The organism is Marinobacter nauticus, assembly GCF_003634635.1.
Classification (GTDB): Bacteria; Pseudomonadota; Gammaproteobacteria; order Pseudomonadales; family Oleiphilaceae; genus Marinobacter; species Marinobacter nauticus.
In genome coordinates this window covers 715,515-736,424 of record NZ_RBJB01000004.1, presented here as the reverse complement: position 1 = coordinate 736,424, position 20,910 = coordinate 715,515, and the positions used below count along the sequence as shown (strand labels likewise).

At 57.4% G+C, this 20,910-nt stretch carries 22 protein-coding genes; 11 read left to right on the top strand and 11 right to left on the bottom strand.

Annotated features, from left to right (window positions below; translation table 11 throughout):
- A complete protein-coding gene (locus C7436_RS14745) occupies positions 1 to 867 on the top strand; it encodes an NAD-dependent epimerase/dehydratase family protein (protein WP_121208280.1) in 867 nt (288 codons plus the stop codon).
- Between the two features lie 3 nt (positions 868 to 870).
- On the opposite strand, the gene C7436_RS14740 is transcribed toward C7436_RS14745, so the two are convergent.
- The 4 genes from C7436_RS14740 to gmk all read right to left on the bottom strand — a co-directional run bounded on the left by C7436_RS14740 (position 871) and on the right by gmk (position 4,585).
- A complete protein-coding gene (locus tag C7436_RS14740) occupies positions 871 to 1,257 on the bottom strand; it encodes a RidA family protein (RefSeq protein WP_011784170.1) in 387 nt (128 codons plus the stop codon).
- Positions 1,258 to 1,331: 74 nt separating this feature from the next.
- Positions 1,332 to 3,530, bottom strand: a complete 2,199-nt coding sequence (locus tag C7436_RS14735) for a RelA/SpoT family protein (RefSeq protein ID WP_121208279.1) — start codon at positions 3,528 to 3,530, stop codon at positions 1,332 to 1,334.
- A gap of 121 nt (positions 3,531 to 3,651) precedes the next feature.
- A complete protein-coding gene (rpoZ, locus tag C7436_RS14730; RefSeq protein WP_011784168.1) occupies positions 3,652 to 3,864 on the bottom strand; it encodes a DNA-directed RNA polymerase subunit omega in 213 nt (70 codons plus the stop codon).
- Between the two features lie 88 nt (positions 3,865 to 3,952).
- Complete coding sequence (gene gmk, locus C7436_RS14725) at positions 3,953 to 4,585, bottom strand: guanylate kinase (protein ID WP_121208278.1); 633 nt, start codon at positions 4,583 to 4,585, stop codon at positions 3,953 to 3,955.
- Positions 4,586 to 4,731: 146 nt separating this feature from the next.
- Here gmk and C7436_RS14720 point away from each other — a divergent pair, with 146 nt between their 5' ends.
- Positions 4,732 to 5,610: a universal stress protein gene (locus C7436_RS14720; protein WP_121208277.1), complete on the top strand. Its 879-nt coding sequence runs from the start codon at positions 4,732 to 4,734 to the stop codon at positions 5,608 to 5,610.
- Between the two features lie 44 nt (positions 5,611 to 5,654).
- On the opposite strand, the gene C7436_RS14715 is transcribed toward C7436_RS14720, so the two are convergent.
- Positions 5,655 to 6,524, bottom strand: coding sequence for a YicC/YloC family endoribonuclease (locus tag C7436_RS14715; RefSeq protein ID WP_121208276.1), 870 nt, complete (start codon positions 6,522 to 6,524; stop codon positions 5,655 to 5,657).
- A gap of 182 nt (positions 6,525 to 6,706) precedes the next feature.
- Between C7436_RS14715 and rph the strand changes: the two genes are divergently transcribed.
- Positions 6,707 to 7,423 carry a ribonuclease PH gene (gene rph / locus C7436_RS14710; RefSeq protein ID WP_121208275.1) on the top strand — a complete coding sequence of 239 codons (717 nt, stop codon included), beginning with the start codon at positions 6,707 to 6,709 and terminating at the stop codon, positions 7,421 to 7,423.
- Positions 7,424 to 7,571: 148 nt separating this feature from the next.
- Here rph and C7436_RS14705 read toward each other — a convergent pair whose 3' ends face one another.
- The gene (locus C7436_RS14705; RefSeq protein ID WP_011784092.1) at positions 7,572 to 8,378 is read right to left on the bottom strand and encodes an exodeoxyribonuclease III; all 807 of its coding nucleotides are present in this window, start codon (positions 8,376 to 8,378) and stop codon (positions 7,572 to 7,574) included.
- A gap of 81 nt (positions 8,379 to 8,459) precedes the next feature.
- Between C7436_RS14705 and pyrE the strand changes: the two genes are divergently transcribed.
- Together pyrE and C7436_RS14695 are read left to right on the top strand one after the other, a co-directional pair.
- A complete protein-coding gene (pyrE, locus tag C7436_RS14700; RefSeq protein WP_121208274.1) occupies positions 8,460 to 9,098 on the top strand; it encodes an orotate phosphoribosyltransferase in 639 nt (212 codons plus the stop codon).
- A gap of 3 nt (positions 9,099 to 9,101) precedes the next feature.
- Positions 9,102 to 9,749: a DUF4124 domain-containing protein gene (locus C7436_RS14695; protein ID WP_121208273.1), complete on the top strand. Its 648-nt coding sequence runs from the start codon at positions 9,102 to 9,104 to the stop codon at positions 9,747 to 9,749.
- A 65-nt stretch (positions 9,750 to 9,814) separates the two neighbouring features.
- Here C7436_RS14695 and C7436_RS14690 read toward each other — a convergent pair whose 3' ends face one another.
- Entirely contained in the window at positions 9,815 to 10,234 is a 420-nt protein-coding gene (locus tag C7436_RS14690) for a hypothetical protein (RefSeq protein WP_121208272.1), read from the bottom strand.
- Positions 10,235 to 10,497: 263 nt separating this feature from the next.
- Here C7436_RS14690 and C7436_RS14685 point away from each other — a divergent pair, with 263 nt between their 5' ends.
- Positions 10,498 to 10,995 carry a fibronectin type III domain-containing protein gene (locus C7436_RS14685; RefSeq protein ID WP_223268869.1) on the top strand — a complete coding sequence of 166 codons (498 nt, stop codon included), beginning with the start codon at positions 10,498 to 10,500 and terminating at the stop codon, positions 10,993 to 10,995.
- Between the two features lie 13 nt (positions 10,996 to 11,008).
- Here the strand turns inward: C7436_RS14685 and C7436_RS14680 are convergent, their stop codons facing one another.
- Positions 11,009 to 11,347, bottom strand: coding sequence for a DUF2782 domain-containing protein (locus C7436_RS14680; RefSeq protein ID WP_011784087.1), 339 nt, complete (start codon positions 11,345 to 11,347; stop codon positions 11,009 to 11,011).
- An 85-nt stretch (positions 11,348 to 11,432) separates the two neighbouring features.
- Between C7436_RS14680 and polA the strand changes: the two genes are divergently transcribed.
- Together polA and C7436_RS14670 are read left to right on the top strand one after the other, a co-directional pair.
- Positions 11,433 to 14,159, top strand: coding sequence for a DNA polymerase I (polA, locus tag C7436_RS14675; protein ID WP_121208270.1), 2,727 nt, complete (start codon positions 11,433 to 11,435; stop codon positions 14,157 to 14,159).
- Positions 14,160 to 14,358: 199 nt separating this feature from the next.
- The gene (locus C7436_RS14670) at positions 14,359 to 14,727 is read left to right on the top strand and encodes a hypothetical protein (protein WP_011784085.1); all 369 of its coding nucleotides are present in this window, start codon (positions 14,359 to 14,361) and stop codon (positions 14,725 to 14,727) included.
- Between the two features lie 37 nt (positions 14,728 to 14,764).
- On the opposite strand, the gene C7436_RS14665 is transcribed toward C7436_RS14670, so the two are convergent.
- The 3 genes from C7436_RS14665 to C7436_RS14655 all read right to left on the bottom strand — a co-directional run bounded on the left by C7436_RS14665 (position 14,765) and on the right by C7436_RS14655 (position 18,555).
- Complete coding sequence (locus tag C7436_RS14665) at positions 14,765 to 16,231, bottom strand: OmpP1/FadL family transporter (RefSeq protein WP_181861288.1); 1,467 nt, start codon at positions 16,229 to 16,231, stop codon at positions 14,765 to 14,767.
- 146 nt (positions 16,232 to 16,377) lie between these two features.
- Positions 16,378 to 17,499 (bottom strand): PilT/PilU family type 4a pilus ATPase, encoded by a 1,122-nt coding sequence (locus C7436_RS14660; protein WP_011784083.1) that lies wholly within the window; start codon positions 17,497 to 17,499, stop codon positions 16,378 to 16,380.
- Positions 17,500 to 17,520: 21 nt separating this feature from the next.
- Positions 17,521 to 18,555, bottom strand: a complete 1,035-nt coding sequence (locus C7436_RS14655) for a type IV pilus twitching motility protein PilT (protein ID WP_011784082.1) — start codon at positions 18,553 to 18,555, stop codon at positions 17,521 to 17,523.
- A 52-nt stretch (positions 18,556 to 18,607) separates the two neighbouring features.
- On the opposite strand from C7436_RS14655, the gene C7436_RS14650 reads away from it, so the two are divergent.
- From C7436_RS14650 to C7436_RS14640, 3 genes are all read left to right on the top strand, one after another.
- Entirely contained in the window at positions 18,608 to 19,321 is a 714-nt protein-coding gene (locus C7436_RS14650) for a YggS family pyridoxal phosphate-dependent enzyme (RefSeq protein WP_121208269.1), read from the top strand.
- A gap of 62 nt (positions 19,322 to 19,383) precedes the next feature.
- Positions 19,384 to 20,217, top strand: a complete 834-nt coding sequence (gene proC, locus C7436_RS14645; protein WP_041654517.1) for a pyrroline-5-carboxylate reductase — start codon at positions 19,384 to 19,386, stop codon at positions 20,215 to 20,217.
- 22 nt (positions 20,218 to 20,239) lie between these two features.
- Positions 20,240 to 20,824: a YggT family protein gene (locus C7436_RS14640; protein ID WP_121208268.1), complete on the top strand. Its 585-nt coding sequence runs from the start codon at positions 20,240 to 20,242 to the stop codon at positions 20,822 to 20,824.
- Positions 20,825 to 20,910 lie beyond the last annotated feature (86 nt).

Sequence of the window (20,910 nt, the reverse complement as noted above, 5' to 3'; positions counted from 1 at the left end):
ATGGCAATGACTGATGACAAGCAAAAGGCACAAATTCTGGTGGCGGGCTGCGGCAAGCTCGGAGGTGACATTGCCACGGTTCTGCTGGGCGCCGGAGACGTATACGGGCTGCGCCGCAACCCGGATCGGGTCCCTCAGGGAGTGACCGGGATCGGGGCAGATCTGACCCGCACGGAATCCATGGCCGGCAAGCTTCCGGAACACCTGGACATCGTCGTCTATTGCCTGACGCCATCCAGCTACGACGAAGAGGGTTATCATCAAGCCTATGTCACTGGTCTCAAGAACCTGCTCAACGTCATCGGTGAGCAATCCCTCAAACGGCTGATCTTCATCAGCAGCACCAGCGTCTTTGCGCAGAATGATGACAGCTGGGTCGATGAGAACAGCCCTGCCGATCCGGACCGGTTCACTGGTCAACAAATCCTCCAGGGCGAACGTACCGCCCTGAACAGCGGGCATCCAGCCACCGTTGTTCGCTTCAGTGGCATTTATGGCCCCAGCCGTCAGCGTTTTCTTGAGGAAGTCCTGGAAGGCCGCATGAATCCCCAACCACCCGCGCCTTTCAGCAATCGCATACACGAAGTGGATGCCGCCAACGCTGTGGCATGGCTTGCGCAAAAAGCCCTGAACGGTGAGGACCTGGAGCCACTTTACGTCGCCAGTGATTGCGAGCCGGTTCGGCTGGATGAGGTGGTTGATTGGGTGCGGACTCAGGTGCCGTGCAAAGCCCCGGTGGAAGGCGCCCGTAAAGGCGGGCGGGCCGGTAGCAAGCGCTGCAGTAATCGAAAACTGCTTCAGAGTGGCTTTGAATTCCGGTACCCCGACTATCGGGCGGGGTACCGGGAGATGATCAGCAAGCTCTGACGCTTAGCTGAGCACCATAACGGCTTCCATTTCCACCGGAACGCCTTTCGGCAGCGCGGCTACACCGACGGCGGCGCGTGCCGGATACGGCTCCTGGAAATAGGTGGCCATGATCTCGTTGACAGTGGCGAAGTTGGCCAGGTCCGTCATGTAGATATTCAGTTTGACGATGTCCTTCAGCTCGCCACCGGCCGCTTCACACACGGCTTTCAGGTTCTCGAACACCTGACGGGTCTTGGCGGCAAAGTCGCCCGCCACCACTTCCATGGTTTCCGGGTCCAGCGGAATCTGGCCAGACAGATACACGGTGTCCCCGGCTTTAACAGCCTGAGAGTAGGTACCAATCGCCTGAGGGGCGTTTTCGGTCTGGATAACAGATTTGTTGGTCATGACCTGCAATTTCCTCTTTTCCAAAACGCCAATCGTCACCTTTGGGCGTAGCCACTGTCAACCACGCAAAGGTCTCAGTGCCGAACCCGGCCGATATGGGTCACTGCACGAATGTTCCGGACCCTGCGCATCACCCGCGCCAGATGCTTGCGGCCATTCACATGCACCACGAGGCTGACGATGCCGAAGCGCGCGTTCTGGTCTTCCACACTGATGCGCTCGATGTTTCCGTCTGCCATGGCAACGGCGTTCGCTACTTCGGCAATCACCCCGCGCTGGCGCTCCAGTTCAACCCGAAGCTCCACCGAGAATTCATCGGTAATGTCCTTGGCCCACTTCAGGTGGGTCAGCCGGGCACGGCCTTCATCGTCCTCCGGCAGGCGGGAACAGGTATCTGAATGAATTACCATGCCGTTGCCAGAGTCCATCACACCAACCACCGGGTCCCCGGGAATGGGTTTGCAACAATTGGCAAAGCGTACCAAGAGCCCTTCGGTGCCGCGTATGGTGACGGCACCCTGCTTGCTGTCCGGGGCATTTTCCAGGTTGGCCGGCGCCTCCATCACGTCATTGCCGGACACCAACTGACGGGCCACCAGATAGGCCATACGGTTACCCAGACCAATATCGCTGATCAGATCATCAAAGCTGTTGACCTGGTTGTGATTAACCACCGCCTGTTTCTGGGCATCACTGATATCCGACAGTTTGGCACCAAAACCCTTGAGCGAACGTTTGAGCAGGGTGCGACCCAGCTCCATGGACTCGGTCCGCTTACGGGTTTTGAGCACATGCCGGATACTGCTTCGGGCTTTGCCGGTCACCACGAAGCTGAGCCAGGCAGGATTCGGGCGGGCGCCAGGCGCGGTGATGATTTCCACCGTCTGCCCGCTTTGCAGCGGTTGACTCAGGGATGCCAGATTGCGATTGATCCGACACGCCACAGAGGCATTGCCGATATCGGTATGGATTGCATAGGCGAAGTCCACCGGGGTGGCCCCGCTTGGCAGCTCCATGATCCGGCCCTTGGGCGTAAACACATAGATCTCGTCCGGGAACAGATCGACCTTGACGTGTTCAATGAACTCCATGGAATCATCCGCGCGTTCGCGCATTTCCATGAGCCCCTTCACCCACCGATCTACCCGGGATTGATTGATGGTGGTCACGCCGGAGGCTTCGTTTTTGTACATCCAGTGGGCAGCAATACCATTGTTGGCAATGTGCTCCATTTCCTCGGTCCGGATCTGGATCTCGATGTTCACGTGCATGCCGAACAAGGTGGTGTGAATGGACTGATAGCCATTCGACTTGGGCATGGCAATGTAATCCTTGAAACGCCCGGGCAGTGGCTTGTAGAGACTGTGTACGGCACCAAGTATGCGATAACAGTTATCCTCGGTATCCGTAATGATCCTGAACGCATACACATCCATGATTTCATGGAAGGATTTCTGCTTGAACTTCATCTTGTTATAAATGGAGTTCAGGTGTTTCTCCCGCCCCAGAATGCGGCCCGGAAGCCCACGCTCCTCCAGCTTTTCCTGCAGTTTTCCCCGGATGTCTTCAATGATCTCCCGGTGGCTGCCACGAAGCTTCTCAACCGCCTTGGAAATGTACTTGGCGCGCATGGGATAGAGCGAGGAAAACCCCAGATCTTCAAGCTCGGTACAGATCGAATGCATGCCCAGGCGATTAGCAATGGGCGCATAGATATCGAGGGTTTCAGTGGCGATACGCAGGCGCTTCTCGTACGGCATGGGGCCGAGGGTGCGCATGTTGTGCAGGCGATCCGCCAGCTTCACCAGAATCACCCGGATATCCTTGGCCATGGCCAGGGTCATCTTCTGGAAGTTTTCCGCCTGGGCCTCCGCCCGGGAGCGGAACTCAATCTGGGTCAGTTTGGAGACACCATCCACCAGCTCGGCCACATCCTCTCCGAACTGTTCCGCCAGCGCATCTTTTGGAATGCCGGTATCCTCAATGACATCGTGAAGCATGGCTGCCATCAGGCTCTGATGGTCGAGCCGGAGGTCGGCAAGAATTCCGGCCACAGCCAGGGGGTGGGTAATATAACGGTCGCCGCTTTTACGCATCTGGCCTTCGTGGGCCTGTTCGGCGTAATAGTAAGCCCGTCGCACCTGATTGATGCGATTGGTATCGAGGTAGGAACTGAGTTCTCTGGCCAGTTCTTCTACCGTTGCCTCTGCTGCGACCACCGCGCCTCCATCGTTCTCAGTGTACCGGGGACAAAAAAGCCCGAATGCGTGCATCCGGGCTTCCGTTGTCCTTCCTGGCAGGTTCTATAGTTACACTATAAAACTGCGGAGGCAGATTTCAATGCTTCTCAGTTACCGGCACGTATTTTTACGCATCGCCGGCGACCGGACGAACTCAGTCGTCGTCTTCTTCCAGCAGAAGATCGCGGGTCACCTTGCCTTCTGCAATCTCACGCAGGGCAATAACGGTCGGCTTATCATTCTCTTCCGCAACCATCGGCTCGGCACCCTTGGTGGCGATCTGGCGGGCGCGTTTGGTGGCCAGCATGACCAGCTGGAATCGGTTATCTACGTTTTCCAGACAATCTTCAACGGTAACTCGTGCCATTATCTTCCCCGAACAAAAAGAATCACTGATTTAGCAGACCGCGTAGTTTACTGGCCCCGGCTCAATTTGTATACAGTGAAAACCACCATCACCCGTGAGCGGACAAGTCCCGCAGCAACTCACCGTGGCGAACCTGCTGGGTGGCCATTTTCAGCCGCTGACTGCGGACAATGGCCAGCAGATCAGCTAAAGCCACCGCAAAGTCATCGTTGACCACCAGGTAATCAAACTCGACCGCGTGCCGGCACTCTTCCTCCGCCTCCGACAGCCGCCGTTCAATGACTTCCGGTGCGTCAGTACCACGGCCAACAAGCCGCTGGCGCAGGATTTCAGCCGAGGGCGGCACAATGAAAATGCTCACACATTCCGGAATCAGCCGGCGCACCTGTTCCGCCCCCTGCCAGTCAATCTCCAGGATCACATCCTGCCCGGTAGCGAGGGTTTCCCGCACCCACACCTGGGAGGTGCCATAGTAGTTGCCGAAAACATCCGCATGCTCCAGGAAATCACCCCGGGCAATCATGGCCTCGAACTCATCCCGGCTGATGAAGTGATAGTTCACGCCATCCTGCTCTCCATCGCGCATCGGGCGAGTGGTGTGGGATACCGACACCCCCAACTGGGAATCCTGACGGAGCATTTCCGACACGAGGCTGGTCTTGCCCGCGCCGGAAGGAGCGGAAATCACAAACAGGGTACCCTGCCCACCGGCCTGCTTCATGGCTTGAAGACTCCTGAACAACAGTTTGCGGCCAACACGCATGGCCAGAAAGCGGCAAATTATACGGGGTTTGACTTATCTCCGCATCCCGGCCCGGGCTCAGCTGTTAGTATGACCGCAAACACCCACAGTAAACGGATACCGCCATGGAAAAACTCCTGATCATCATGGATCACCACCATAAAGACCAAACCGCCCTCGCCCGTGGCGTGGCACTGGCCCGGGCAACGGGCGCAGCGGTGGAGGTCGTGGCGTTTGTGCATGAATATCTGGATGCACTGCCGGGCGATCCGGAGGTACAACAACGGGCCCGACAGGCGCTCATGGAACATCGCCAGAAATGGCTGGAACAGATGCTGGCGCTGGCCGATTGCAATGATCTGAAGATCCATGCCCGAACGGTCTGGGAAAAGCACATTCACCTGTGGGTAATTGCCCAGTGCCAGAAAGAGAACGTTGGTGTCGTGGTAAAGACGGGCCATCGCTCAGAAACCTTCCTGTATACCCCAACCGACTGGCACCTGATTCGCGAGTGCCCGTCACCGGTGATGCTGGTGGCGGAGAACAAATGGAACAAGGCTCGGCCAATCCTGGCGGCGGTGGACCTGAGCTCCGACAAACCCGTGAAGAAAGCCCTGAACAATCGCATCATTGATCGCGCCTGGCATCTGGCGAAGGCTCTGGAAACAGAGCTGCACCTGGTGCACGCACTTCATACCTCGGTGGTTCTGGCCGACCTGGACATCATCGACCCTCTGGCCCACGCCAGAAAACAGGAAGCGGCCCTGAAACCGCAGATTGAACACCTGTGCAACACCTGGCACCTGATGCCGGAACAGGTCCACATCGAATCTGGCCCTGCTCAAAAGGTCATTCCCAGTGTTGCCAACCGGATCAAGGCCGACATGGTCGTCATCGGCACCACTGGCAAAACCGGCCTGACCGCCCGGGTCATCGGCAACACGGCCGAAAAGGTGCTGACGCATTTGCGGACCGACCTGCTCGCCATCAAGCCGGCGGAGTAAACCGCACGAACGCCGGGGAGGCACCAACCGCCCCGGCTTATACCTCACTCCAGATTCTGTACCTGTTCCCTCATCTGCTCGATCAACACCTTGAGATCCACCGCAATACGGGTAACCGCCGCATCAATGCTTTTGCTGCTGAGGGTGTTGGCTTCGCGGTTCAGCTCCTGCATCAGAAAATCCAGGCGCCGGCCGATAGCATCGTCGTTCTTCAGGGTGTCGGTAACCTCACTGATGTGGGCATCCAGCCGGTCCAGCTCCTCCGCCACATCACTTTTCTGGGCCAGCATGACCATTTCCTGGGCCACACGCTCCGGATCCAGCTCCACTTTCGCCTTCTCGAACCGGTCTTTCAGATTCCGCTCCTGGGCGGCCAGCAGTTGCGGCATTCTCTCACGCACCTCAGCCACCAGCTTACCCATGGTGGCCAGACGATCCTCGAACAACGGCCTCAAGCGCTCGCCTTCCCGTTCGCGCACACTCGTCAACTCAGCCACGGTATCGGCAAACAGATCTGCCGCTGCCTCCTTCGCCGCGCTGTAGTCTTTTTCGGGCAGAGACATCACCCCCGGCCAGCGCAGAATATCGAGCGCATTGATGTGGGCCGGGTTATCCAGCATACGGTTGATATGATTGGCCGCCTCATTCACAGCCCGGGCCATCTCATCACTGATTTCAAAGCCCTGGACATCACTCTCGGCCGACTGCAAGCGCATGGAGATATCGACCTTGCCCCGCTTCAAGCCCTGCTTGCGCAATTCCTCCCGAAACCGGTTCTCAAGCTCACGAAAAGCCTCCGGCAATCGGAACGAAGGTTCCAGATAGCGGTGATTCACGGTACGAATCTCACAAGTAAGAGTACCCCAGTCACCCTGGGCGTCCTTGCGGGCAAAAGCAGTCATGCTGCGGATCATAGTGACTCCAGTGTTCGTCAAAGGAACATCGAGTTTAACAGGCAAACACCCGGAGCGGCGAACCCGACCAAAGGGGCACGCAGCCTCCCCCGCCGGGCGCTTGCTACGTGCTATACTCGTTGCCCTTTCAAAACGCCCGACCGGCACCAGCCGGACATTCATACTCAGAAACAGGACACACTATGCGACCAAGCGGCAGAACGCCTGAGCAACCCAGAGACGTCCGCATCACCCGGAACTACACGCGCCACGCCGAAGGCTCGGTGCTGGTGGAATTCGGCGACACCAAGGTGATCTGTACTGCCTCTGTCGAGAACAAAGTACCACCGTTCCTGCGCGGCGAAGGCAAAGGCTGGATCACCGCCGAGTACGGCATGCTGCCCCGCTCCACCGGCAGCCGCATGGGCCGGGAAGCTGCCCGTGGAAAACAGGGTGGCCGCACCGTGGAAATCCAGCGCCTGATCGGCCGCAGCCTGCGCGCCGCAGTGGACCTCGAAGCGCTGGGCGAACACACCATCACCATCGACTGTGACGTGATCCAGGCCGACGGCGGCACCCGCACTGCTGCGATCACCGGTGGCTGCGTGGCCCTGGTAGACGCGCTGAATCACCTGGTAAAAGAGAAACGCCTGAAGAAATCACCTCTCAAGCAGATGGTGGCCGCAGTATCTGTCGGTGTCTACAAGGGCACCCCGGTAGCCGATCTGGACTACCCGGAAGACTCCGAAGCTGAAACTGACATGAACGTGATCATGACCGATCAAGGCGGCTTCATTGAAATCCAGGGAACTGCGGAAGGCGCACCGTTCGAGCAAACGGAGCTGGATGCCATGCTTGGACTGGCGAGAAAAGCGATTAACCAGTTGTTTGAAATCCAGCAAGAAGCCCTGGAAGGCTAAATCAGAAGTCTGGGGCGGCGTTGCGGAAAGCCTCCCCCAGAATTTCGGAGGCCATGGATGGCCGGAGAGAAGCGCACATGGATGTGCTCGTAGCGGTTCTGGGGGAGGCTTTTCGCAACGGCGACCTCCCCCGGGTTAAGAGTCAGGCTCAGAACCCGATCTCGATATCGTAATCCATGATCACCGGAGCATGGTCAGAGAACCGGGTCTCGTCATCAATCCAGCCATCGCGAATGGTCTTGCGAATACCCGGCGTCAGCAGGTGATAATCCACCCGGATACCCGCTTTCTTACGGGAGCCTTCGGTCTGCTCCGGCCACCAGGTGAACTGATTGCTCTGCTTGTTGATCTCGCGGAACGCATCAATACAGCCCATCTCATCAAACAAACGATCCAGCCACGCACGCTCATGGGGCAGGAAACCGGAGAAATCGGTCTTGTGATAAAGCGGGCTGGCGTCGGTTACATGGTGAGCGGTCTGCAGATTCGCGCATAGAATAAACTGACGACGTTTGCGCAGGGTTTTCTGCATATGGATGCCAAAGGCTTCCATGAACTCGTCTTTGTGATCGAGCACTGTCAGGTCGTCTTCACCGATCAGTTCTTCCTCGCGGCCGAGGGCACAGGGCGCGAGCACGCAGGCAACGGAAACCTTGTCGAAGTCGGCCTGGATAAAGCGGCCTTCCCGGTCTGCCTGCTCATTGGCAAAGCCATACATGATGGCCTTCGGGAAATGACGGGTGTAGATGCCGACACCACCGTGTTCATTCAGTTCACCATCAATGAAGTAGGCCTCGTAGCCTTCCGGAATCAGGTTCCTGTCTTCAATTTCGTAGGCGCGCATGCGGTGGTCCTGCACACAGACCACATCAGCGTCCTGTTCGGCAAGCCAGTCAAAAAAACCCTTTTCAACAGCCTGCTCAAGACCATTGACGCTGATTGATACTACCCGCATACGTGTTCCCTGATTCGGTTTGTGTGTATGATACCGTTTTTACGCTTTAATTAAAGATCAAACCCCGCCAGAAGCCTTGCCATGCATGACTATCAGCAAAAATTCATTGAATTTGCCATCCAGCGGAATGTGCTGCGTTTTGGAGAATTCACACTCAAATCCGGGCGCACCAGCCCCTACTTCTTCAATGCCGGACTGTTCAACACCGGAAACGACCTGCTTGAGTTAAGCAAGGCCTATGCCGCTGCGATAGCACGCAGCGGGCTGGATTATGACATCATTTTCGGGCCTGCCTATAAGGGCATTCCGTTGGCCACGGTAACCGCCATGGCACTTGCAACAGACGGTAACAGCAAACCTTTTGCCTTTAACCGCAAAGAAAAGAAAGATCATGGTGAGGGTGGCAATATTGTTGGCGCCCCACTAAAAGGTAAGGTACTGATTGTTGACGACGTGATTACCGCAGGCACGGCCATCCGGGAATCTATCGACATCATCCGGGCCGCCGGAGCAGAACCGGCCGGGGTGCTGATTGCCCTGGACCGACAGGAAAAGGGCAACGGTGAACTGTCCGCCATCCAGGAAGTCGAGAAAGAGTTCGGCATCCCCGTTGTCAGCATCATTCGTCTTGAACAGGTACTGGACTACCTGAAGTCCAATCCGGAATTTGCCGGCCATGCGGAGAACGTGGCCAGCTACCGGGACCGCTACGGAGTCTGATGAATGCGTCACCATCTGACCGTTTCTCCTGTTGTTGCCGGCGTTGCGGCCTTCGGACTGCTGTTTGCGGCCGGTGCCCAGGCAACCATGTACCGTTACACGGATGAAAACGGACGGCTGGTTATCAGCAACACCATTCCCCAGGAAGCGACCAAACGTGGTTACGATATCCTGAGCAACAACGGCCGGGTGGTCGAAACCGTTGCCCCCGCCCCCACCGCGGAAGAAATCGCCGCCAGGGAAGCTGAGAAAGAGCGCCAGAAGCAACTGGAAATCCAGCAGGAGCAGGATCGTCTGCTCCTGAAACGCTTCAGCCATCCGGATCAGGCTGTGCGCGCCATGCATCGCAAGATCCGCGAACTGGAAGGCATTATCCAGCTGAAGCGCGGGAACATTTCAGTAATTTCCAGCCAGCTCGACAGCGAGCAGAGCCGCGCGGCGGATATGGAGCGCGCCGGCCGGGACATCCCGGAAACGACGCTGGAAAAAATCCGCAGGCTCGAAGCCCAGATTCGTGATATCGAGCGGGAGATTTCCGCTCAGCGTCAGGATATCAGCGAAATGAAAAAGGCCTACGAATCAGACATCAAGCGCCTGGAAGAAATCACCGGGGAGACACGAACACTCCCCCTGGAGCCGGAAGACAACTAAGCTCCACTAATGACAAAGGGCGCTCCACCGAGCGCCCTTTGCGTATGACTCACCAACTTGCCGAATCAAGCAGTGGCGGCAGCAGCTTTCTTAGCCGCAGGCTTGCGGGCAGTGGTCTTGCGCGCAGCCGGCTTCTTGGCCGTTACGGACTTCTTGGCATCCTGAGAGGCTTCTGAAACATCGTCGGCTGCTTCAGAAACGGCGTCCGCACCTTCGGCAGCTTCTTTTTCCAGCTTCGCAACCAGCTCAGCGGCGAAATTGCCAAAGCGGGAGTTCAGCGAACGCAGCTGCTCGAACAGGTTCTCGGAGTAGCCGTTGTAACGCTTGCGCAGGGTCTTTACGCTGTACTCACGCGCTTCCGCTTCCAGCTTTTCTGCATAATCAAACGGCTTGGACGCCAGCTTCTTCTGCTGCTCTTCAGCCGCGTTGATGCCTTTCTCAACGATGTCTTGCAGCTGTTCCTGATAGGATTTCAGTTTACCCATGGTGGTTCTCCCTGTTTTCCGAGTCGTTTCGGCACCGCGTTTTGCAGAGCCTTTGGTAACTTTCACCTACCAAAGTACGGCTAAAAATTAGAATGTTCATACTAAACACAGATAGGGGTTTTTACCGATTATTCACTTGATCACAGAATACTCGCTGGCATAATCGCACACTGTTTTAACGAAGCCCGTCTCCCGGTTGTATTCAGGCTCCATACGAACGAATACCAGAAGGCGCACCTGCAGCGCCCCGTATGCGAGTAGTTATGAAGAGAACGCTTTATCCCAGTCCGCTGTCACGAACCGCGGCCACACTCCTTTGCCTGTTTGCCATAGTTCTGGCCGGCTGCCAGGAAGACACGCGAGCCAGTAAACTGGATTCGAAACGCGCTTCGGAGGTGGCAGACAGCCGCCTCAAACAGGCGCAGGGCGACCTGCTTGCCACGCTCGGCCAAAGCCAGCCGGACGACCAGGAAACGCCACAGCCACCTGGCGCCGACATCCCGAAAACCCTGGTCTGGAATCCACCGCTCACCCGTGAAGACGGCTCAGCACTGACGCCTGGTCAGATTGCCGGTTACCGCATCTATTACCGACTGAAACATCAGGAGAGCTTCAGCGTCATTCCGCTGAACGATGGCAGCAAAAACCGATACACCCTGTCGGAGATGCAGCCCGGCGCCTACGAGTTCTCGATCACAACCATTGATGTGGATGGCCTGGAAAGCAGGCGATCAGATCCGGTTGAGGTCAACCTGATCTGACCGGAAGGACGGGTTACCAGCGGAAGATCACCCAGCTGGGCACAAGCAGGTCGGACTCGGTATCCTGAACCCAGCCACCGCCGTCGGCCGGCACCAGGTAGTATTCCGGGCCAATTTCAGGCACCACTTTAATCTCCATTAGCTGGCCATTCACCCGATACTCATAAAACACTTCTTTCTCGCCGGGGCGAATAACAATCTCCGCACCACCCTCCGGCGGCTGGTAATCGGAAATAACCACAGGTTCCTGAGGGGTAACCACCGGGGTGGCATCCAGAGCCCCTTCATCCTGGGCCAGCAACGGCGCGGAGAAGCAGCCCCACAGCAGGGCGGAACAGGCGAATCGTTTCATTTTCGTGGTACCCTTTGGTTCATCTTTCTGGCTAGAGTTGCACAAGCCAATCCACGCTTCAATCAGAATCCGGACCTGTTTTGATATGACTGAACAAACCAACCCTCCCGTGGTTCTGGTGGACGGATCGTCTTACCTGTTCCGTGCCTACCATGCCCTGCCGCCACTGACTACCAGCAAGAATCACCCGACTGGCGCCATCAAAGGCGTAATCAGCATGTTGCGGCGGATTGAACAGGACTTTCCGGGCTCAAAAACCGTGGTGGTATTTGATGCCAAGGGTAAGACTTTCCGGCACGACATGTATGAGGAATACAAAGCCAATCGCCCCCCCATGCCGGATGATCTGGCGGTACAAATTGAACCCATTCACGAGATTGTCAGGGCGATGGGCTTACCACTGTTGATCGTGCCCGGCGTCGAGGCCGACGATGTCATCGGCACCCTGGCCCATGAAGCCACCAGCAAGGGCATCGATGTGGTCGTGTCTACCGGCGATAAAGACATGGCTCAACTGGTCAGCGACCACGTTACCCTCATCAACACCATGACCGAAACCGCCATGGACCGGGACGGGGTCGTTGAAAAGTTTGGTGTTACCCCGGAGCAGATCATCGATTACCTCGCCCTGGTGGGTGACAAAGTCGACAACATTCCCGGTGTAAACAAATGCGGCCCGAAAACCGCCGTCAAATGGCTACAGAGCTACGACAACCTCGACAACCTCATTGAGCATTCCGACGAGATCAAAGGCAAAATCGGCGAATACCTGAGGGAAGCAACCGACACCCTGCCCCTGAGCCGGGAGCTGGCCACCATCCGGACCGATGTGGAACTCGAATTCGGGCTGGAGGATCTTCAGGAACGCCAGCAGGACGACGCCAGTCTGTTGGAGCTCTTCAAAGAGTACGAATTCCGCACGTGGATCGCGGAACTGGAAAACGGCTCCTCATCAGACGAAGGCTCCCAGAGCAGCCAACCACAGCCGAAACCTTCGGTGGAAAAGCAGTATCAGGTCATTACCGAGCAGGCGGACCTGGACCAGTGGCTGAAGAAACTCAAAGATTCCGATCTGTTCGCCTTCGACACCGAAACCACCAGCCTCCGCTACATGGATGCCGAAATTGTCGGCGTTTCGTTTGCTGTTGAGCCGGGAAAGGCCGCTTACGTGCCACTGGGCCATGATTATATGGGCGCGCCGGAGCAACTGGACCGCGACTCTGTGCTGGAACAGCTGAAGCCGTTGCTCGAAGACCCGAAACACAAAAAGGTCGGGCAGAACCTCAAGTACGACAAAAACGTGCTGGCCAACCATGATATACAGCTGGAGGGCATCGCCGAGGACACCATGGTGGAGTCCTACGTACTGAATTCGGTCGGCACCCGCCACGACATGGACAGCCTGGCCCGAACCTATCTTGATGAAGAAACCATCACCTACGAATCGATTGCGGGCAAAGGCGCCAAGCAACTGACGTTCAACCAAATCGATCTGGAAAGCGCGGGGCCCTATGCCGCCGAAGACGCTGACATCACCCTGCGCCTGCACCAGACTCTCGCCCCGAGGCTGAAAGACACCGGCAAGCTGGAATCCGTCTACCGGGAAATCGACCTGCCGCTGGTGCCGGTGCTGTCCCGGATGGAACAGCGGGGCACCCTGATCAGTGCCAGCACGCTACGCCAGCACAGCCAGGAACTTGCAGAGCGCATGGCTGAACTGGAGAAGGAAGCGCACGAGGTTGCCGGCGAAGCTTTCAACCTGGGCTCCACCAAACAATTGCAGGCCATCCTTTACGACAAACTTGGCCTGCGGGTCATCAAGAAGACACCAAAGGGCGCGCCATCGACGGCCGAGCCGGTTCTGCAGGAGCTGGCCCACGAGCACGAACTGCCCCGGCTGATTGTCGAGCACCGCAGCCTGAGCAAGCTGAAGTCCACTTATACTGACACCCTGCCCGAGCTTATCCACCACCGCACCGGGCGAGTGCACACGTCCTATCATCAGGCAGTGACAGCGACAGGACGTTTGTCTTCATCGGAACCCAACCTGCAGAACATTCCGATTCGGACCCAGGAAGGCCGACGCATACGCCAGGCATTTATTGCCCCGAAAGGCTACAAGCTGCTGGCCGCTGACTACTCCCAGATTGAGCTTCGCATCATGGCTCACCTGTCTGGCGATAGAGGCCTACTGACCGCGTTCGAACACGGCGAAGACATTCATAAGGCCACCGCAGCCGAAGTTTTCGGCGTGGCGGTGGATGAGGTAACCGGCGACCAGCGTCGGAGTGCCAAGGCGATCAACTTCGGGCTGATCTACGGCATGTCGGCATTCGGACTTTCGCGCCAGCTGGAAGTGGACCGAAAAACCGCCCAGGAATACATCGACCGGTATTTCGAGCGTTACCCCGGCGTACTCAAATACATGGACAACATCCGCAAACAGGCCCATGACGACGGCTACGTGGAAACGCTCTACGGCCGCCGCCTGTACCTGCCGGAGATCAACGCACGTAACAAGCAGCTGCAGCAGGCTGCCGAGCGCACCGCCATCAATGCGCCCATGCAGGGCACGGCCGCCGATATCATCAAGCGGGCCATGATCGAGGTAGACAACTGGCTGCGCAGCGAACACGCGAGCGATGCCTGCATGACCATGCAGGTCCACGACGAACTGATCATCGAAGTTCGCGAAGAAGCCGTAGACAAAGTCAAAGATGGCCTGGTCAAGCGCATGTCCGCCGCCGCCAGCCTGGATGTGCCACTGCTGGTGGAAGCCGGTGTGGGTGACAACTGGGACCAGGCTCACTAAATACTCCGCAACTTCGGATAACGCCCTGTTTCTGAACAACATCCCGCCTCCGGGCACAGAAACAGGGCAGACTCTCCGCTCACACTCTCGCAGACACCAGCAAAGACGGCTATCGGCACAGAGGCACGAATTCTGCATTGTCCTCCGATGTCTCGGGGCCCTTCGCCCCATGCAGTGACACCAATGCGAGGTCCAAGCGATGAATTCCGCAACCAGCGAACGCAACTGGCTGTTCGACCCCAGTCTTCTGAAACTCGTGCATCAGTGCCGCCGGCTTATCCAGTCTGAATTCGGCGTAAAACTGCACCTTAACGAAGATGGCCTGGAGCAACACCTGGCCGAGTACGCCCGTAAAACCCGTTCAAAGCATCTGGTTCATACCTGGGAAGCGCTTAAGCAGAGAGTGCCGGAGCTGAATACCGCCAATATCGAAGAGGAAATTGCGCCACGGATGTACCGCGGACAACCCATAGCGGAGGAAGGTGCCAAAAAAGCTGCGGCGGAAATGCCGGGAACTGACTGCCCCCGGCAGAAAAAGGTGATCTACCGGGGCCAGGTGGTGGGCTGATTCCGGAAGGAATCAGCCTCAGAGGGCTATTCGAGAATCAGAAGGCTTTGCTGACTTCGAATGCGGCGCTCCAGGCGCTGAGTTCATACTTGGCCTTGTAATAGCTCGGGTCTTCGATATTGGTTCCCGGCAGATTCGCGACCTGATCCGGGTTTGCGTGCTGGTAGTTGCGCTCGGTGAACGAAGGATCGTCCGTGAACAGCAAGGTACCTACTGCAACATCCACAGTCCACCCGCTCTGGACATCCTTCCACTGCGCACCCAGGGTCAACCAGTGACGATCACTGGATGGAATCCTGGCGGTCAGGTAATCATCCACCGGAGACTCATCCCAGGCATAGCCAGCTTTCAGTGCCCATTCCGGGGTTGCCTGCCAGATGCCACCCACATTGAACTGCCAGGTGTTCTTCCACTCTTCGGTGATGTGGCTGAGGATAGCTCCTTCCTGGGGTGCATTGGTTACCGCACCACCGGATTCACGGCTGACGATGTCAAGCTCCTCGAAGCGACTCCACCGTGCATAAGTGGCACCAGCCAGCAGCGTAATGTCATCGGTCAGACGATGGCGAGCACCAACCGTAATGGCCTCCGGAATCGCCAGCGGTACCTCTACCTTTTCGCTCAGCGTTGTCGTCACACCGGGCTGCCCGGGAACCGGCACACCGCTGATTTCCGCGTCGCCTTTGAGTTCGAGCTCTGTGCCTGTCTGGGCACTCAGACCAAACTGTGTTCTGTCATCGAGTTCGTAGAGAAAACCCACACGGAAGGTAACACCAATATCGTCCCCTTCAATGTCCGCATATGGATCGTCCATCCCTGCCACGGTCTGGCGGGCGAACTGGTCAGCCTGAGCCATCGGTAGGCCCTGACCCAGCGCCGCTTGCAGAGCTTGCGGATACACTTGCCCGGCGAGGTCCTGAGAACGAGTCAGACGTCCTTCGGCATAAATAACGTTGAGACCAATGCCCATTGAAAGGCCTTTGCCGTTGTTCACCGAGAGCGACGGAGTGAAAGCAATCGCGGTCAGCTCGGTCTTGTCAGCAAAAAACCGTCCGACGAAATCATCCTCATAGTCTGCCGCCAGGCCATAAGGAGCATGAATACCAAAGCCCACGTCGATGCTGTCGTTAACCTCATGGGTCATGTAAAAGTTTGGAAGGACAGCAGGATCCGCAATATCGCCGCCGAGCTCGCCGTCGGCCATAACCTCAACACCGGGGACATTGCGACGCGCTTCAGCGCGCTTTGCCTCAGCATCAATATCCAACACCGCCGCACCAAACGAAATATTGGTGCCGGAAAGCTGGCTCATACCGGCCGGGTTGAACAGAACCGTGGTGGCGTTCTCGGGGTTGGCGGCAGCGCCGGCATTGGCCACGCCCATCTGGCTGGCGCTCTGCTCGTTCAGGGAAAAACCGCCGGCCAGAACACTGGCTGGTGCTGCTACGGCTGCCAGCGTCGCCAAACGGATCGCTTTTACGAGTGCGTTGGTATTCTTGTGCATGGTGTCTCCTTTTTTAGAATCGCGCGGAGTATACGCAGCACATGGCAACTGCCTCAAATGCCAAAGCTACTGGTTCGCGCCGCTAACCAATTACAACTTTGGTATTAGATGCCGCCCCTGGTGAACGGGGGCGGCAGACGAGGACGTCAGTCGTCCTGAATGGTGAGTTTGTCGACGGAGGAAGACAGCTTGTCTGCACCCTGGGCGTCAGCACCCAGCTTGATCATCAGGCGCAGATCGTTGGCGGAATCTGCGTGCGCAAGGGCATCTTCGTAGGTGATGGAACCCTCAGCATACAGCTTGTACAGAGCCTGATCGAAGGTCTGCATGCCAGACTCGTTCGATTTTGCCATCAGCTCTTTGAGTTTGTGCACTTCGCCCTTGCGGATCAGGTCTGCCACCAGCGGGGTGTTGATCAATACCTCGATAACCGCCTTACGCCCCTTGCCGTCCGGCGTGGGAACCAGTTGCTGGGCGACGATGGCCTTCAGGTTCAGAGACAGATCCATCCAGATCTGGTTGTGCTGCTCCGGCGGAAAGAACTGGATAATCCGGTCCAGCGCCTGGTTAGCGTTGTTGGCGTGCAGGGTGGCCAGACACAGGTGGCCGGTTTCGGCGAACTGAACCGAGTATTCCATGGTCTGGCGTGTCCGCACCTCACCAATCAGAATGACATCCGGCGCCTGCCGCAGAGTGTTCTTCAGAGCCACCTCAAAGCTTTCGGTATCAATACCCACTTCCCGCTGGGTCACGATACAGCCCTGGTGTTGATGCACGAATTCGATCGGGTCTTCGATGGAGATGATATGGCCGCGACTGTTACGGTTGCGATGGCCAAGCATGGCCGCCAGGGAGGTGGACTTACCGGTACCGGTTGCACCCACAAACATGATCAGGCCACGCTTGGTCATGGCCAGATCCTTGATGATCTCCGGCAACGACAGATCGTCAATCTGGGGGATTTTCACCTCAATCCGGCGAAGCACCATGCCGCAAAGGTTGCGCTGGAAGAAGGCCGAAACCCGGAAGCGGCCAATGCCCCGGGCACTGATGGCAAAGTTGCATTCGTGGGTTTCCTCGAACTCGGCGCGCTGCTTGTCGTTCATCGCGCCGTAGACGAACTCCCGCGTCTGTTCTGGCGTCAGGGCATTCTTGGTAACGGGCAACACCTTACCGTTCACCTTCATGCTGGGGGGCACCCCTGCCGTGATAAACAGGTCTGAACCACCCTTTTCTACCATCAGCCGTAACAGTTTCTCGAATTCCATTTTTCTACCCAGTTTTCAGTATCAGAAGTTATCAGGCATCTTCGCCTTGGCCCGCGCAGCCTCGCGGGAGATCAGACCTTTCTGCAACAAGCGCTCCAGGCACTGGTCCAGCGTCTGCATACCCAGGGAACCACCAGTCTGGATGGCCGAGTACATCTGGGCGATCTTGTCTTCCCGGATCAGGTTCCGGATGGCGGCGGTGCCGATCATGATTTCGTGGGCGGCAATACGGCCGCCGCCCATTTTCTTCATCAGGGTCTGGGAGATAACCGCCTGCAGTGATTCCGACAGCATGGAGCGAACCATGGACTTCTCCTCCGCCGGGAATACATCCACTACGCGGTCGATGGTTTTGGCGGCGGAGGTGGTGTGCAGGGTGCCGAAGACCAGGTGACCGGTTTCCGCGGCGGTCAGCGCCAGACGAATGGTTTCCAGATCCCGGAGCTCACCCACCAGAATGATGTCGGGGTCTTCCCGCAGGGCCGAACGCAGCGCCTCGTTAAAACCCAGGGTATCCCGGTGCACTTCCCGCTGGTTCACCAGACACTTCTTGGATTCGTGCACGAATTCGATCGGGTCCTCAATGGTGAGGATGTGCTCGTAGCGGGTATCGTTGATGTAATCCATCATCGCCGCCAGGGTGGTGGACTTACCGGAACCGGTGGGCCCGGTCACCAACACCAGACCACGAGGCACGGAAGAAATGTCCTTGAAAACCTGGCCCATGCCCAGATCTTCCATGGTCAGAACTTTCGAGGGGATGGTACGGAATACCGCGCCAGCACCACGATTCTGGTTGAAGGCGTTAACCCGGAAGCGGGCCACGCCGGGCACTTCGAACGAGAAGTCGGTTTCCAGGAATTCTTCGTAATCCTTACGCTGCTTGTCGTTCATGATGTCGTAGATCAACCCGTGCACTTCTTTGTGCTCCATCGGGGGCAGGTTGATCCGGCGCACATCGCCGTCGACACGAATCATTGGGGGCAAACCGGCAGACAGGTGCAAATCCGACGCACCCTGTTTGGCCGAAAAGGCAAGCAGTTCAGTAATATCCATAGGATTCCTCGGAGGGCTTTTTCTTTTAGTCCAGAAGCGGCAAACTCACATTATGAGCAGCATAGCAGACAACATCGGGAGCGTAACCCGACGCATACAAAAAGCAACATTGCAGGCTGGCCGGGAGCCCGGCAGCGTGCGCCTTCTGGCGGTAAGCAAGACCCGGCCAGCGGAGGATCTGAAGGCCGCTTTTGAAGCCGGCCAGGTCGCGTTTGGCGAGAACTACCTGCAGGAAGCCCTGGATAAAATGCAGGCACTCTCCGGCACTGAGGGCATCGAGTGGCACTTTATTGGCCCGATCCAGTCCAACAAAACCCGCCAGATTGCCGAAGCCTTTGCCTGGGTTCACAGCGTTGACCGATTAAAAATCGCCCGCAGGCTCAGCGAACAACGGCCAGAGACCCTGCCAGCGCTCAACATCTGCCTGCAGGTGAACATCAATAATGAGGACAGCAAGTCCGGCTGCACGTTGGACGAGCTTGATGAGCTGGTTGAGGCCATTGGCGAACTGCCCAATCTGCGCCTGAGGGGATTAATGGCGATTCCGGACCCGGACCAACCCGAGGCCGAGCTGCGGCTGAGCTTCCGGAAGCTGGCCTCCACCCTGTCCAAACTGCGGCAGGATCACCCTGAAGCCGGCGCGCTGGATACCCTCTCCATGGGCATGTCCGATGATCTTGAAATGGCCATTGCCGAAGGTGCCACCTGGGTTCGCGTAGGTACAGCCCTGTTTGGCGCCCGCCCGGCCAAACACAGCCAGAGCTGAACGCTGCGGTTCCTGCTATCATCCGAACCAACGATTCAAACGATCAAGACCGGGAGTGAACCTTGAGCAGATCACCCACCATCTCATTCATCGGCGCCGGTAACATGGCCAGCGCCATCATCGGCGGTATGCTGGATAGCGGATTTCAGGCCGGCGACATCTGGGTGAGCGCCCCGGATGACGGCCACCTTCAGTCGATCCGCAAGCGCTTCGGCGTCAGTGTTACCACCGACAACCGCTACTGCGCCCAACAGGCGGACATCGTGGTGCTCGCGGTCAAACCCCAGGTGATGGGCGACGTTTGCCGGGATATCGCCCCGGTGGTTCAGAACACCCGCCCACTGATGGTTTCCATCGCGGCGGGGCTGACGGCCGACACGCTGGACACCTGGCTCGGTGGCGGGCTGCCACTGGTTCGAGTGATGCCCAACACTCCGTCTCTGGTGGGCAAAGGTGCCGCCGGTCTGTTCGCCAACAGCCAGGTGAAAGACGATCAGAGAAAGGCGGTACAGAAAGTGTTCGAGAGCATCGGCTCGGCACTGTGGGTTGACGACGAAAACCTTCTGCACAGTGTCACCGCCCTTTCCGGCAGCGGCCCCGCTTATTTCTTCCTGATGCTGGAAGCACTCGAGTCCGCCGCAACCGAAGCCGGCATTGAGTCCGAAACGGCTCGCGCCCTCGCCATTCAGACCATGGCCGGGGCCGCCGAGATGGCCGCGCGCAGCGAGGATGACCCCGGCCAGCTCAAACGCAACGTGATGTCCCCTGGCGGCACAACTGAACGCGCCATCAACACCTTCGAGGAAGGCGGCCTGCGCGATCTGGTGAAAAAAGCCTACAGCGCTGCCTTCGAGCGCTCACGCGAGATGTCCAGAGAACTGGCCGATAAACAGTAACCGATAACGGAGACTCAGCTTCATGCTGGCAGATATTGTCATTACGATCCTGCTGATTGCGTCCACTTTCTATATGACCATCGTTTTGCTGCGGTTTCTGTTGCAGCTGGCACGGGCGGATTTCTACAACCCTATTTCACAATTTGTGGTCAAGGCGACCAATCCTCCGCTGCGCCCGCTGCGGCGTTTCATTCCGGGCTGGGGCGGCATTGACGGCGCATCCCTGGTATTGGCGGTGATCATCCAGGCCATTACCTTCTTCTTTATTCTGGTCGCACTGAACGGCGGCATTCCGGCCATCAACCCGATCACCCTGCTGGTGTGGGCCGTACTGAACGTGCTCAGCCTGATCGTGAAGATCTACTTCTGGTCGGTCATTGCCGTGGTGGTCGTCAGCTGGATTGCCCCCCAGAGTGGCCACCCTGCCATTCAACTGGTGGCTCAGATCACCGAACCGGTGATGCGACCCGTGCGTAATATCATGCCCTCCATGGGCGGTCTGGATCTTTCGCCAATCATCGTGTTCCTGATTCTGAACGTGATTACCGTGGTCATTGATCACATGAAAGTGGCGGCCGGGCTGGGCTCAATCGGGCTCGGAATGTAACACGCGTCTCGAATATACATTTCGTTACACAATACACTGATTTGTTACTATCCATGGCCAGCAATTCAACCCACTGAATTGCTGGC